Source organism: Pseudomonas sp. GNP014 (assembly GCF_054344005.1).
On the sequence record NZ_JBTGUS010000001.1, the window covers coordinates 5,671,580 to 5,684,527 of the forward strand.

Annotated in this window: 10 protein-coding genes; 5 read left to right on the plus strand and 5 right to left on the minus strand. The window is 62.0% G+C overall.

Annotated elements, in window-relative coordinates; all coding sequences use genetic code 11:
• Positions 1 to 154 precede the first annotated feature (154 nt).
• On the minus strand, positions 155 to 454 hold the full coding sequence (locus tag ACXX9E_RS25445; protein ID WP_458556389.1) for a BolA family protein: 300 nt from the start codon (positions 452 to 454) through the stop codon (positions 155 to 157).
• Positions 455 to 466: 12 nt separating this feature from the next.
• Positions 467 to 985 (minus strand): DUF2059 domain-containing protein, encoded by a 519-nt coding sequence (locus tag ACXX9E_RS25450; RefSeq protein ID WP_003226938.1) that lies wholly within the window; start codon positions 983 to 985, stop codon positions 467 to 469.
• Positions 986 to 1,178: 193 nt separating this feature from the next.
• Between ACXX9E_RS25450 and ACXX9E_RS25455 the strand changes: the two genes are divergently transcribed.
• On the plus strand, positions 1,179 to 2,573 hold the full coding sequence (locus tag ACXX9E_RS25455; protein WP_186744888.1) for a class II fumarate hydratase: 1,395 nt from the start codon (positions 1,179 to 1,181) through the stop codon (positions 2,571 to 2,573).
• A 105-nt stretch (positions 2,574 to 2,678) separates the two neighbouring features.
• Here ACXX9E_RS25455 and ACXX9E_RS25460 read toward each other — a convergent pair whose 3' ends face one another.
• Complete coding sequence (locus ACXX9E_RS25460) at positions 2,679 to 3,638, minus strand: DMT family transporter (protein WP_458556390.1); 960 nt, start codon at positions 3,636 to 3,638, stop codon at positions 2,679 to 2,681.
• A 211-nt stretch (positions 3,639 to 3,849) separates the two neighbouring features.
• Between ACXX9E_RS25460 and ACXX9E_RS25465 the strand changes: the two genes are divergently transcribed.
• Positions 3,850 to 4,053, plus strand: coding sequence for a DUF6316 family protein (locus tag ACXX9E_RS25465; protein ID WP_128614547.1), 204 nt, complete (start codon positions 3,850 to 3,852; stop codon positions 4,051 to 4,053).
• A gap of 102 nt (positions 4,054 to 4,155) precedes the next feature.
• On the opposite strand, the gene ACXX9E_RS25470 is transcribed toward ACXX9E_RS25465, so the two are convergent.
• Entirely contained in the window at positions 4,156 to 5,340 is a 1,185-nt protein-coding gene (locus ACXX9E_RS25470; RefSeq protein ID WP_458556391.1) for a thiolase family protein, read from the minus strand.
• 102 nt (positions 5,341 to 5,442) lie between these two features.
• Positions 5,443 to 6,957, minus strand: a complete 1,515-nt coding sequence (gene pap, locus ACXX9E_RS25475; RefSeq protein ID WP_447807218.1) for a polyphosphate:AMP phosphotransferase — start codon at positions 6,955 to 6,957, stop codon at positions 5,443 to 5,445.
• A 334-nt stretch (positions 6,958 to 7,291) separates the two neighbouring features.
• On the opposite strand from pap, the gene mnmC reads away from it, so the two are divergent.
• The 3 genes from mnmC to ngg all read left to right on the plus strand — a co-directional run bounded on the left by mnmC (position 7,292) and on the right by ngg (position 12,945).
• On the plus strand, positions 7,292 to 9,271 hold the full coding sequence (gene mnmC / locus ACXX9E_RS25480; protein ID WP_458556392.1) for a bifunctional tRNA (5-methylaminomethyl-2-thiouridine)(34)-methyltransferase MnmC2/FAD-dependent 5-carboxymethylaminomethyl-2-thiouridine(34) oxidoreductase MnmC1: 1,980 nt from the start codon (positions 7,292 to 7,294) through the stop codon (positions 9,269 to 9,271).
• Positions 9,272 to 9,420: 149 nt separating this feature from the next.
• Positions 9,421 to 11,193, plus strand: coding sequence for an N-acetylglutaminylglutamine amidotransferase (locus ACXX9E_RS25485; protein WP_458556393.1), 1,773 nt, complete (start codon positions 9,421 to 9,423; stop codon positions 11,191 to 11,193).
• Between the two features lie 3 nt (positions 11,194 to 11,196).
• Positions 11,197 to 12,945: an N-acetylglutaminylglutamine synthetase gene (ngg, locus tag ACXX9E_RS25490; protein ID WP_222832314.1), complete on the plus strand. Its 1,749-nt coding sequence runs from the start codon at positions 11,197 to 11,199 to the stop codon at positions 12,943 to 12,945.
• The last annotated feature ends 3 nt before the right edge of the window (positions 12,946 to 12,948 follow it).

The following is a 12,948-nucleotide window of genomic DNA, read 5'->3' on the forward strand; positions in this document are numbered from 1 at the left end:
TGGCTACCCTCGCAAAGGGTGAACCGGATTCAAAAAAAAACGCGCCGGTTGAACGGCGCGTTGCGGATTCTAGCAAAAAAGCAGCTTCAAGCGGCGAGCTTCAAGCGACAAGCCAGGAACACTCGCCTTTAACTTGCAGCTTGCCGCTTGAAGCTCATCGCTGCTTTCCTCCTGCACAGGTTGGCGACGCCGGAGCGGCGCCCACCTCTGCCCATTCCTGCGGGGTGTAGGTGTGCAGCGCCAACGCATGGAACTCGCCCATCAGCTCGCCGAGCGTGCCGTAGACTTTCTGGTGGCGCTTGACCCGGTTCAGGCCTTCGAACTGCGCGCTGACCACCACTGCCTTGAAGTGAGTCTGTAACCCGCGACTGTGCATGTGGCTTTCATCCAGCACCTGCAGATGTTCAGGCTGAAGCAGGCCCAGCGTCGATTCGATGCGTTGTTGCATGGTCATCACGAACTCCGCTTACTTCTTCTTGGCCGGCGCAGCGCCTTTCGGTGCCAACTCGTTGGTCATGTCGTCGAGCAGCTTGTTGACGACCGGCACGGCGCTTTCCAGTTTGGCTTGAGTCATCTGGGCCGATTGCTGGGTCAGCTGCGGCATTTTTTCCAGAACCTTCTTGCCCAGTGGCGACTGGTAGAACGCAACCAGGTCTTTCAACTCGGATTCGCTGAAGTTGCTGGTGTAGAGCTTGACCATGTCAGGCTTGAGCTTGTTCCAGCCAATGGCCTGGTCCAGGGCGGCGTTGGCCTTGGCCTGGTAGGTTTCCAGAACGGCTTTCTTCGACTCCGGGGCTTTGGTCTGTTCAAAGCGCTGGGCGAACATTTGCTGCACTTGCATGTACACCGGAGTACCCAGTTTGTCAGCGTGCGCCAGGGTCAGGAAAGCTTCGGCACTGGCGTTGTGGCTGGCGGTATCGGCAAGCACCTGGCCGCTGGCGCAAACCAGTGCAACCGCGGTACAGATGGCACGAAGACGAGTCATCGAGTTTCCTTTTCTAACAGGCGAGGTCAAACCCCAAGGGCGCCCATTCTGCGCCTAAAAAACGCTGTGGCTCAACCCCCGCCCCTTGCCGCGCTTGATTGACCGGGTTTTACCGGTCAACAATCGCCCCGATGGAACCACCTGGGCCTGACCGGGCCTAAACTGCGCAAACAGACCAACAGGAGTGTGCACGATGAGCCGTATCGAAACCGACAGCCTGGGCCAGATCGAAGTCCCGGACGACGCCTACTGGGGTGCTCAGACGCAACGCTCGCTGATCAACTTCGCCATTGGTCAGGAACGCATGCCGCTGCCGGTCCTGCACGCCCTGGCCCTGATCAAGAAAGCCGCCGCCCGGGTCAACAATCGCAACGGCGACCTGCCCGCCGACATCGCCCGCCTGATCGAACAGGCTGCCGACGAAGTGCTCGACGGCCAGCACGACGACCAGTTCCCGCTGGTGGTCTGGCAGACCGGCAGCGGCACCCAGAGCAACATGAACGTCAACGAAGTGATCGCCGGTCGCGCCAACGAACTGGCCGGCAACCCGCGCGGCGGCAAGACGCCGGTGCACCCGAACGATCACGTCAACCGCTCGCAAAGCTCCAACGACTGTTTCCCCACCGCCATGAGCATCGCCACCGCGCAAGCGGTGCAAGAGCAACTGCTGCCGGCGATTGCCGAGCTGTCCGGCGGCCTGGCGGAACTCGCCGCACGCCACATGAAACTGGTGAAAACCGGCCGTACACACATGATGGACGCCACACCCATCACCTTCGGTCAGGAACTGTCGGGCTTCATCGCGCAACTGGATTACGCCGAACGGGCGATTCGCGCAGCGCTGCCGGCGGTGTGTGAACTGGCGCAGGGCGGCACAGCGGTCGGTACCGGGTTGAATTCGCCACACGGTTTCGGCGAGGCGATTGCCGCAGAGCTCGCCGCGCTGTCCGGCCTGCCCTTCGTCACCGCACCGAACAAGTTCGCGGCACTGGCCGGCCATGAACCGCTGACCAACCTGTCGGGCGCGCTGAAAACCCTCGCCGTCGCGCTAATGAAAATCGCCAACGACCTGCGTCTGCTCGGTTCCGGCCCACGCGCAGGGTTTGCCGAAGTGAAGCTGCCGGCGAACGAGCCGGGCAGCTCGATCATGCCGGGCAAGGTCAATCCGACCCAGTGCGAAGCGCTGTCGATGCTGGCGTGTCAGGTGTTGGGCAATGACGTGACGATCGGCATCGCCGCGAGCCAGGGTCACTTGCAGTTGAACGTGTTCAAACCGGTGATCATCCATAACGTGCTGCAATCGATCCGCTTGCTCGCCGATGGTTGCAGCAACTTCCAGCAGCACTGCATCGCCGGGCTTGAGCCGGATGCCGACGTCATGGCCAGACACCTGGAGCGCGGATTGATGCTGGTGACGGCGCTGAACCCGCACATCGGTTACGACAAGTCGGCGGAAATCGCCAAGAAGGCTTACAGCGAAGGCCTGACCTTGCGTGAGGCGGCGCTGCAACTGGGGTATCTGAGCGATGAACAGTTCGATGCCTGGGTGCGGCCGGAGAACATGATCGAGGCTGGCGCCAAGGGCTGAGATTTGTAGCGTTGCTTAATAAGTCATCGCGAGCAGGCTCACTGCTACAGGGGGGGATGCGTTCCCCATGCAGCAGTGAGCCTGCTCGCGATGGCCCTGACGCGGTTAACCTGCTGCCATCTTCATCCGCCGCGCCTTGAGCCCGCCAATCAACGACGGCCCCAACGCCACCAGCGCCGAGCCCAGCACCACCAGCACCGCCCCGCCATAGCCCAGACCATTGATCTGCTCGGCATGCACATACTCCGGCCACATCCACGCCGCCAGCGCCACCGCACCAAAGGTTACCAATGGCGTGATCGCCAGCGTGGCACTGACCCGCGACGCTTCCCAATGCGCCAGCGCCTCGGCAAATGCGCCATAGGCAATCAGCGTGTTCATGCAGCACGCCAGCAGCAGCCAGCCCTGCAACGGGCTCAGCGCCAGCGCCTCCAGCGGATGCACCCAGGGTGTCAGCAACAGCGCGCAGAACAGGTAGATCACCATCATCACCTGCAACGAATTCCACACCGTCAGCAACTGCTTCTGACCCAGCGCATAGAACGTCCAGACCGTCGAGGCCGACAGCACCAGCAACACGCCGGCGGTGTAGTCCGACAATGAGGTGAGCAATTCAGCCAGACGTTGATTGAAGAACAGCACAAACCCGATCAGCAGCACCGCCAGCCCGATCCCCTGGCCAATGCTGAAACGCTCCTTGAACACAAACAGGCTGGCGATCAGCAACATGATCGGGCCCATCTGCACCACCAGTTGCGCGGTGCCGGGGCTGAGCAGATTCAGGCCCATCAGGTACAGCACGTAATTGCCCACCAACCCGAGCACCGCCATCAGCACCAGCCAACCGCCTCTGGGCCCCAGCACTTTACGGCTCGGCAGACGCTTGACCGAGGCCAGATAAATGAACAGGCAGCCGCCCGAGACCATCAGGCGAAACCAGGTCACCGTGATCGGGTCCATCACCTGCAATACCTGCTTGAGTTTGATCGGCAAAATGCCCCACAAAAACGCTGTCAGCAGCGCCAGGCACAGACCGTAAACCCAGCGACCGGATGAAATGTGCATGCGAACCCCAATGCCTGCTGACAAGAGCGGTCATTCTAGGCCCGCATGCAGGCGCAACACAGGGACAGTTCAGGCCAGGCCGCGAATGAAACTGTGCAGGTCGCAGCATTAAATTGACGGAGTGCCGTTGATCGTCTGGCCAGGCGCGCCAAGTGCTTCAGGCATAAGCTCATGGGATGCATTCACTGACTTCTTACCAAGGAGGCCGATCATGTACGGCATGCGCGCTCAGGACAGCGCCCCCGCGACGCATTTTCGCAGTGAGCGGTTGTGTCGGGTCAATGGCGAGCTGTTCTTCAGCACTCGGGAAAATACCCTGGAGGGGCCGTTTGCCAGTGCGCAAAAGGCTGAGCTGGAAATAAAGGCGTATATCGCGCGGATGCAGGTTGTGGATTCCAATCGGTCACCGGGTTGATTCAATCGCGAGCAGGCTCACTCCTACAGGGAACGCATTCCAAAATGCAGGAGCGAGCCTGCTCGCGATAGCAATCTATCAGCCAACAACTTTCTTCCTGATTCAGCGCACCGCCTCAAACAACCCTGCCGCCCCCATCCCGCCGCCCACACACATGGTGACGATGCCGTAACGCAGATGACGCCGCTGCAACTCGCGCACCAGATGCCCGACCTGCCGCGACCCGGTCATGCCGAACGGGTGGCCGATGGAAATCGAGCCGCCATTGACGTTGTACTTCTCGTTATCAATCTCCAGCCGATCGCGGCTGTACAGGCACTGCGACGCGAACGCCTCGTTCAGCTCCCACAAATCAATGTCCGCTACCTGCAAGCCCTTGGCCTTGAGCAATTTCGGCACCGAAAACACCGGGCCGATGCCCATCTCGTCAGGCTCGCAGCCGGCGACGGTGAAGCCGCGGAAAAACGCTTTCGGCTTCAGCCCCAGTTGCAGAGCTTTTTCCAGGCTCATCACCAGCGTCATCGAGGCCCCGTCGGACAGTTGCGAGGAGTTCCCCGCGGTCACCGAACCGTCCTCGGCAAACACCGGCTTGAGCCCCGCCAGACTTTCATAAGTGGTGTCAGGGCGGTTGCAGTCATCGCGCTCGACGACACCGTCGAGTACCTGCACTTCACCGCTGGCTTTGTCCTCGACCCGATACTTCACGGCCATCGGTACGATTTCGTCATCGAACAACCCCGCAGCCTGCGCCTGTGCCGTGCGAATCTGACTTTGCAGTGAATAGCGATCCTGGTCCTCGCGGCTCACGCCATAACGGCGCGCCACCACTTCGGCCGTCTGGCCCATCGTGTAATAGATACCCGGCGTCTGCTGTTTGAGCAGCGGGTTGATCAGGTGATCGGTGTTGACGCTTTTCAGGGTCAGGCTGATCGACTCGACGCCGCCGGCGACAATGATATCGCTGCAACCCGAGGCAATCTGGTTGGCGGCAATGGCGATCGCCTGCAAACCCGAGGAACAAAAACGATTGAGGGTCATGCCGGCCACGTGGGTGCCCAGGCGCGAGAGCACTGCCACGTTGCGGCCGATGTTGTAGCCCTGCGCACCTTCATTGGAACCGGCGCCGACGATGCAGTCTTCGACGCTGGCCGGGTCGATGTCATTGCGTGTCAACAGCGCGTTGACGCAATGGGCCGCCATGTCATCGGGGCGGGTCTGGTTGAACTTGCCGCGAAAGGACTTGGCCAGGCCGGTCCGCACGCTGTCGACGATCACCACTTCACGCATGGCATACCTCATTGTTGTTGTCGGTTGAGAGTGGACCGAGCATAAGTCCACCTCATCGCCGACCGCGACAATCATTCACCCCGCGTATGCGTGCCCATCGGTTCAGTCCTTGTGCTTTTTCGTGCGCTTGTCGGACTTCTCGAACGCCTCTTCCAGCGCACGGTTGATGGTGCGCAGCACCTTGACCCGTGCCCAGCGCTTGTCATTGGCCTCGACCAGCGTCCACGGCGATATTTCGGTGCTGGTACGGTCGACCATATCGCCCACGGCAGCGCGGTAGGCGTCCCACTTGTCGCGGTTGCGCCAGTCGTCTTCGGTGATCTTGAAGCGCTTGAACGGAATCTGCTCCCGCGCCTGAAAGCGCTCCATCTGCGTGTCCTTGTCGATCGCCAGCCAGAATTTGACGACGATGACCCCGGCGTCGGCAATCTGTTCTTCGAAGTCATTAATCTCGCTGTAGGCGCGCAGCCAGTCGGCCGGGCTGCAAAAGCCCTCGACCCGCTCCACCAGCACCCGGCCATACCAGGAGCGGTCGAACACGGTGAACTTGCCCCGCGCCGGCAGGTGCCGCCAGAACCGCCACAAGTACGGTTGCGCACGTTCCTCTTCAGTCGGCGCGGCGATCGGCACGATGCTGTACTGACGCGGATCGAGCGCCGCCGCCACCCGCCGGATCGCCCCGCCCTTGCCCGCAGCATCGTTGCCTTCGAATACCGCCACCAGAGCGTGGCGGCGCATGCGTTTGTCGCGCATCAGCCCGGACAACCGGGCCTGCTCGGTGATCAGTTGTTCTTCGTAGTCTTTCTTTTCCAACTGCTGGCTGAGGTCGAGGCTGTCGAGCAGGTTCAGTTGATCGACCGCCGTACCCAGCGGTGCCGCGTTGACTTCTTCGGTGTGCACCTGCTGACGCTTGAGCGCATTTTGCAGACCTTCGAGCAGAATCTTGCCGACCGCCAGACTGCGGTAATTGGCGTCCATGCCTTCGATGATGTGCCACGGCGCGTAGTCGCGGCTGGTACGGCGCAACACGCGCTCGCCGTATTTGACGAACTTGTCGTAGGTCTGCGATTGCTGCCAGTCCAGCGGGCTGATGCGCCAGCTGTGCAGCGGGTCATCGGCCAGGGCTTTGAGCCGCGCTTTCATCTGTTTCTTCGACAAGTGAAACCAGAACTTGAAGATCAGTGCACCTTCGTCGCAGAGCATCTTTTCCAGACGCTCGGCGGCGTTGATTGCCTGATCCAGGCGCGGATCCTTGAACAGACCGTGAACCCGCCCCTGAAGCATCTGGCTGTACCAGTTACCGAAGAACACCCCCATCCGCCCCTTCGCCGGGAGCATCCGCCAGTAACGCCAGGCCGGTGGCCGCGCCAGCTCTTCATCGGTCTGCTGATCGAAGGTGCGCACCTCGATCAGACGCGGGTCCATCCACTCGTTGAGCAACTTGACGGTCTCGCCCTTGCCGGCCCCTTCAATGCCGTTGATCAAAATGATCACCGGGAAGCGTTTCTGCTGCTGCAACTCGAACTGCGCTTCCAGCAAAGCTTCACGCAGCGCAGGCACCGCCTCGTCGTACGTTTCTTTGTCGATGGCGTGACCGATTTCAGCGGATTCAAACATGGGACGGCTCCTTCCAGAATGCAGCAAGACTAGCGGATTGGGCACGGCGATGGCGGAGAAATTCCTCCGCCAAGGTGAGTTAAATGAATGAATAACGTTGACGAGGGCGCTTGCTCCCGCCGGGGTGCGCAGCAGTCGCAAGACCTGCAACCACGGTCCTCCAGACACATCGCGTTCACCGGTTTTGGGGCTGCTGTGCACCCCGGCGGGAGCAAGCGCCTTCGCCACAAAAGCCGGTGATGATCCTGCATTCGACCCTGGCCCCCCTTGCCATGGATCAAGCACCCAGCGCCCGATCGGCTAGAATGGCCGCCTTGTGATTGCCGAGCCTGCCATGAAACCCGTATTGCCCCACGCCCAGCTCGACTGGGATGACCAGGGACGCCCGCGTTCGCGGGTGTTCGATGACGTGTATTTTTCCGATCAGTCAGGTCTGGAAGAAACCCGTTATGTATTCCTCGAACAGAACCGTCTGGCCGAGCGTTTTGCCGCGTTGCCGGCGCACGGGCGACTGGTGATCGGCGAAACCGGATTCGGCACCGGGCTGAATTTTCTCTGCGCCTGGCAGCTGTTCGAGCAACATGCGGTGGCCGGGGCGCGCCTGCATTTCGTCAGCGTCGAAAAGTATCCGCTGAGCCCTGCGGACTTGCAGCGGGCCTTGGCCTTGTGGCCGCAACTGAAGTCGCTGGCCGATCAGTTGCTGACCCATTACGTGGCGATCCATCAGGGTTTTCAGCGGCTCATTCTGGGCAATGGCCGGGTCACGCTGACGCTGTTGATCGGCGATGCGCTGGAGCAATTGCCGCAGCTCGATGCGCAGATCGACGCGTGGTTTCTCGACGGCTTCGCCCCGGCGAAAAACCCGGACATGTGGACCGCCGAGCTGTTCGTCGAACTGGCCCGCCTGGCCGCGCCCGGCTCGACTATCAGCACCTTTACCAGCACCGGTTGGGTGCGGCGCTTGCTCAATGCCGCCGGGTTCAAGATGAAACGCACGCCGGGCATCGGCCACAAGTGGGAAATCCTGCGCGGTGAATTTGTCGGCTGGCCGCAGGACGTTGCGCCACCCGCGCCAGACAAACCGTGGTTCGCCCGCCCTGCCCCGCTGACCGGTGAGCGCCGCGCATTGGTGATCGGCGCCGGGCTGGCCGGGTGCGCCAGCGCCGCCAGTCTCGCGGCGCGGGGCTGGCAGGTCAGCCTGCTGGAACGGCATGCCGACGTGGCGCAGGAAGCATCGGGCAATCCACAGGGCGTGCTGTACCTGAAGCTGTCGGCCCACGGCACCGCGTTGTCGCAACTGATCGTCAGCGGGTTCGGCTACACCCGCCGCCTGCTGGAAACCCTGCAACGCGGCTCGGATTGGGACGATTGCGGCGTGCTGCAATTGGCATTCAATACCAAGGAAGCCGAGCGCCATGCACAACTGGCGGCGGCGTTCCCGGAAGATCTGGTGCACTGGCTCGACCAGCCGCAGGCCGAGATTCAGGCCGGGGTCGGACTGAGCCACGGCGGCTTGTATTACCCCGAAGGCGGCTGGGTGCATCCGCCCGCGCTGTGCCAGGCACAGGCCGCGCAAGCGAACATCGAATTGCTCAAGCATCACGAGGCGCTGGAACTGCGCAAGGTCGAGGGTCAGTGGCAAGCCCTCGCCGGCGACCGTGTGCTCGCCAGCGCACCGGTGGTGGTATTGGCCGGCGCTGCGGAAATCAAACGCTTTGCACACAGTGCCGAGCTGCCGCTCAAACGCATTCGCGGGCAGATCACGCGCCTGCCGCAAACCACGGAAAGCCAGACGCTACGCACCGTGGTCTGCGCCGAAGGTTATGTCGCCCCGGCGCGCCTGGGCGAACACACGCTGGGCGCCAGTTTCGATTTCACCAGCGATGATCTGACACCGACGACCGCCGAACACCTGGGCAATCTGGCGATGCTGGAGGGGATCTCCGGCGATCTGGTGGCGCGTCTGCACATCAATGACCTGCCTGCAGAAACGCTGGAGGGCCGCGCCGCCTTTCGCTGCACCAGCCCCGATTATCTGCCGATTGTCGGCCCGCTGGCCGACCGCGAAGCCTTCGCTCAGGTCTACGAGGCGTTAAGCAAGGATGCGCGACAAGTGCCGGACATTGCCTGCCCGTGGCTCGACGGCTTGTATGTCAACAGCGGCCACGGCTCACGCGGGCTGATCACCGCACCGCTGTCCGGCGAACTGCTGGCGGCGTGGCTGGACAACGAGCCGCTGCCCCTGCCTAGAAGCGTCGCCGAAGCCTGCCATCCCAACCGTTTTGCCTTGCGCACGTTGATTCGCGGCAAATGAAAAAGAGCGACTGCCCGCCGGTCAGTCGCCGCCCCTTATAACTCATCGTTCTAAAACTCCCACAACTGCACCGGGTCAGTTTCTGAGTAACGGCCATTTTGGCCTGACTGAGAATCACCCTCCCCAACGGAAAAACCGGTAAGGATTTTATGTGCGGATTAGCTGGCGAGTTACGTTTTGATCAACACCCTGCAGACCTTGCAGCCATCGAGCGAATCACCCATCACCTGGCGCCTCGCGGCCCCGACGCGTGGGGCTTCCATGCTCAAGGGCCGATTGCCCTGGGCCACCGTCGCCTGAAAATCATGGACCTGTCGGACGGCTCGGCGCAGCCGATGATCGACAGTCAACTGGGCTTGTCCCTGGCCTTCAACGGCGCGATCTACAACTTCCCGGAACTGCGCGCCGAACTCGAAGCGCTCGGTTACGCATTCTATTCCGGTGGCGACACCGAGGTGCTGCTCAAGGGTTACCACGCCTGGGGCGAAGCAATGCTGCCGAAACTCAACGGCATGTTTGCCTTCGCCATCTGGGAGCGCGACGCCCAGCGCCTGTTCATCGCTCGCGACCGTCTCGGCGTGAAGCCGTTGTACCTGTCGCGCACCGGTCAGCGTTTGCGTTTCGCCTCGGCCCTGCCGGCGCTGCTCAAGGGCGGCGACATCAACCCGATCCTCGACCCGGTGGCGCTCAATCACTATCTGAATTTCCACGCGGTGGTCCCGGCCCCGCGCACCTTGCTGGCCGGCATCGAAAAGCTGCCGGCCGCCACGTGGATGCGCGTTGAAGCTGATGGCACCACCGAACAGAAAACCTGGTGGACCCTGCCCTACGGCCCACACGAGGATGAGAAAAACCTGACGCTGGAAGACTGGGTCGACCGCGTGCTCGACAGCACCCGCGAAGCCGTGGCGATCCGCCAACGTGCGGCGGTGGATGTGGGTGTGCTGCTGTCCGGCGGTGTCGATTCGAGCATGCTCGTCGGTCTGCTGCGGGAAGTCGGCGTGGAAAACCTGTCGACCTTTTCCATCGGTTTCCAGGACGCTGGCGGCGAGCGCGGTGACGAGTTCCAGTATTCGGACCTGATCGCCAAACACTACGGCACGCAGCACCATCAGTTGCGCATCGACGAAAAAGAGATCATCGAACAACTGCCTGCTGCCTTCCGCGCGATGAGCGAACCGATGGTCAGCCATGACTGCATCGCGTTCTACCTGTTGTCTCGCGAAGTGGCCAAACACTGCAAGGTAGTGCAAAGCGGCCAGGGCGCCGACGAGTTGTTCGCCGGTTATCACTGGTACCCGCAAGTGGACGGTGCGGCGGATCCGTACGCGGCCTATCGCGCGGCATTCTTCGACCGTAGCTACGACGACTACGCTGCCACCGTGCAGCCGAAATGGCTCACGGCCAATGACGCTGCCGGCGACTTCGTGAAGGAACATTTCGCCCAACCGGGCGCCGATGCCGCCGTGGACAAAGCCCTGCGCCTGGACAGCACGGTGATGCTGGTGGATGACCCGGTCAAACGTGTCGACAACATGACCATGGCCTGGGGCCTGGAAGCTCGCACGCCGTTTCTCGACTATCGCCTGGTCGAACTGTCGGCTCGTGTGCCTGGTCGCTTCAAGCTGCCTGACGGCGGCAAACAGGTGCTCAAAGAGGCGGCGCGACGGGTCATTCCGAGCGAAGTGATTGATCGCAAAAAAGGCTACTTCCCGGTGCCCGGCCTCAAGCATTTGCAAGGCGACACGCTGAACTGGGTGCGCGAACTGCTGCTTGATCCGAGTCAGGATCGCGGCCTGTTCAACCCGGCGATGCTCGACAAACTGCTGACCGATCCGCAAGGCCAACTGACCCCGTTACGCGGCTCGAAACTGTGGCAACTGGCGGCCTTGAACCTGTGGCTCAGTGAACAAGGAATCTGATTGATGAAACCCCACGCCACGGCTATCAGCCAACGCCTGCTGCGCGGTCAGACCCCGTCGTATGAACGCTTGCAGGCGCGTCTGGCCGAAGACGGCAGCGAACTCGGCGCCGACCCTATCGCCGTGCATTGCGGTTGGGGCCGGCTGCTGATCGGCCACACCTTTCCTGACCCGGCGACGCTGGCGCAGGAATTGCTCAACGAGCAACCCGGCGAGCGCGACATCGCGCTGTACGTCGCCGCGCCGCAGCAGATTCTCGGTCTTGAACCGACCCAATTGTTTCTCGATCCGTCCGACACCTTGCGCGTTTGGTTCAGCGATTACCGTCAGGCGACACGGGTGTTTCGCGGCTTCCGCATTCGTCGCGCGCAGAGCGAGGCGGACTGGCAGGCGATCAATGTGCTGTATCAGGCGCGCGGCATGTTGCCGATCGACGCCACGCGGCTCACCCCGCATCATCAGGGCGGCCCGGTGTACTGGATCGCTGAAGATGAAGACAGCGGCGCGGTGATCGGCAGCGTCATGGGCCTGAATCATCACAAAGCGTTCAACGACCCGGAGCACGGCAGCAGCCTGTGGTGCCTGGCGGTCGATCCGCAATGCTCGCGGCCCGGTGTCGGTGAAGTGCTGGTCCGTCATCTGATCGAGCACTTCATGAGTCGCGGCTTGAGCTATCTCGACCTGTCGGTGTTGCACGACAATCGTCAGGCCAAGAATCTCTACGCCAAGCTCGGTTTTCGCAACCTGTCGACGTTTGCCATCAAGCGCAAGAACGGCATCAACCAGCCGTTGTTCCTCGGTCCGGGACCGGAGGCGCAGTTCAATCCGTATGCGCGAATCATCGTCGAAGAAGCCCATCGACGTGGCATCGACGTTCAGGTCGATGACGCCGACGCCGGGCTGTTCACCCTCAGCCATGGCGGGCGCCGGGTGCGCTGCCGGGAATCGTTGAGCGACCTGACCAGCGCGATCAGCATGAGCCTGTGCCAGGACAAAAGCCTGACCCACAAGGTGCTGAAAGCCGCCGGCCTCAACCTGCCGTCGCAACAGTTGGCCGGCAATGCCGACGATAACCTGGCGTTTCTCGACGAGCATCAGCGGGTGGTGGTCAAGCCGCTCGACGGTGAACAGGGCCAGGGCGTGGCGGTGGATTTGCAGAGCATCGAAGAGGTGCAGCGTGCCATCGAAACCGCAAAACAATTCGATAGCCGGGTGCTGCTGGAGAGCTTCCACGAAGGCCTCGATCTGCGGATTCTGGTGATTGGCTTTGACGTGGTGGCGGCGGCGATTCGCAAGCCTGCGGAAGTGGTCGGTGACGGGCACCATTCGATTGGTGCGTTGATCGAAGCGCAGAGCCGGCGCCGTCAGGCGGCGACCGGTGGCGAGAGCAAGATCCCGCTGGATCACGAAACCCAACGCACCCTGCACGCGGCTGGTTATGACTACAGCAGCATCCTGCCGGCCGGTGAGCATCTGTTCGTGCGGCGCACCGCCAATCTGCACACCGGCGGCACACTGGAAGATGTCACGGCGATCCTGCACCCGACCCTCGTCGATGCCGCCGTGCGCGCAGCACGGGCGCTGGACATTCCGATGGTTGGTCTCGATTTGATGGTGCCGGCGGCGGATCAACCGGAGTACGTGTTTATCGAAGCCAACGAACGGGCCGGGCTGGCCAACCATGAACCGCAGCCGACGGCGGAGCGGTTTGTCGATCTGCTGTTTCCGCACAGTCAGCCGGCTGTTTCTTGATCA

Excerpts from the sequence above, each read along its gene's own strand:
- ACXX9E_RS25460 (WP_458556390.1), bottom strand. The coding sequence starts at position 3,638 with ATGCACATTTCATCCGGTCGCTGGGTTTACGGTCTGTGCCTGGCGCTG.
- ACXX9E_RS25445 (WP_458556389.1), bottom strand. The coding sequence starts at position 454 with ATGACCATGCAACAACGCATCGAATCGACGCTGGGCCTGCTTCAGCCT.
- ACXX9E_RS25465 (WP_128614547.1), top strand. The coding sequence starts at position 3,850 with ATGTACGGCATGCGCGCTCAGGACAGCGCCCCCGCGACGCATTTTCGC.
- ACXX9E_RS25455 (WP_186744888.1), top strand. The coding sequence starts at position 1,179 with ATGAGCCGTATCGAAACCGACAGCCTGGGCCAGATCGAAGTCCCGGAC.
- ACXX9E_RS25450 (WP_003226938.1), bottom strand. The coding sequence starts at position 985 with ATGACTCGTCTTCGTGCCATCTGTACCGCGGTTGCACTGGTTTGCGCC.
- ACXX9E_RS25485 (WP_458556393.1), top strand. The coding sequence starts at position 9,421 with ATGTGCGGATTAGCTGGCGAGTTACGTTTTGATCAACACCCTGCAGAC.
- mnmC (WP_458556392.1), top strand. The coding sequence starts at position 7,292 with ATGAAACCCGTATTGCCCCACGCCCAGCTCGACTGGGATGACCAGGGA.
- ngg (WP_222832314.1), top strand. The coding sequence starts at position 11,197 with ATGAAACCCCACGCCACGGCTATCAGCCAACGCCTGCTGCGCGGTCAG.
- ACXX9E_RS25470 (WP_458556391.1), bottom strand. The coding sequence starts at position 5,340 with ATGCGTGAAGTGGTGATCGTCGACAGCGTGCGGACCGGCCTGGCCAAG.
- pap (WP_447807218.1), bottom strand. The coding sequence starts at position 6,957 with ATGTTTGAATCCGCTGAAATCGGTCACGCCATCGACAAAGAAACGTAC.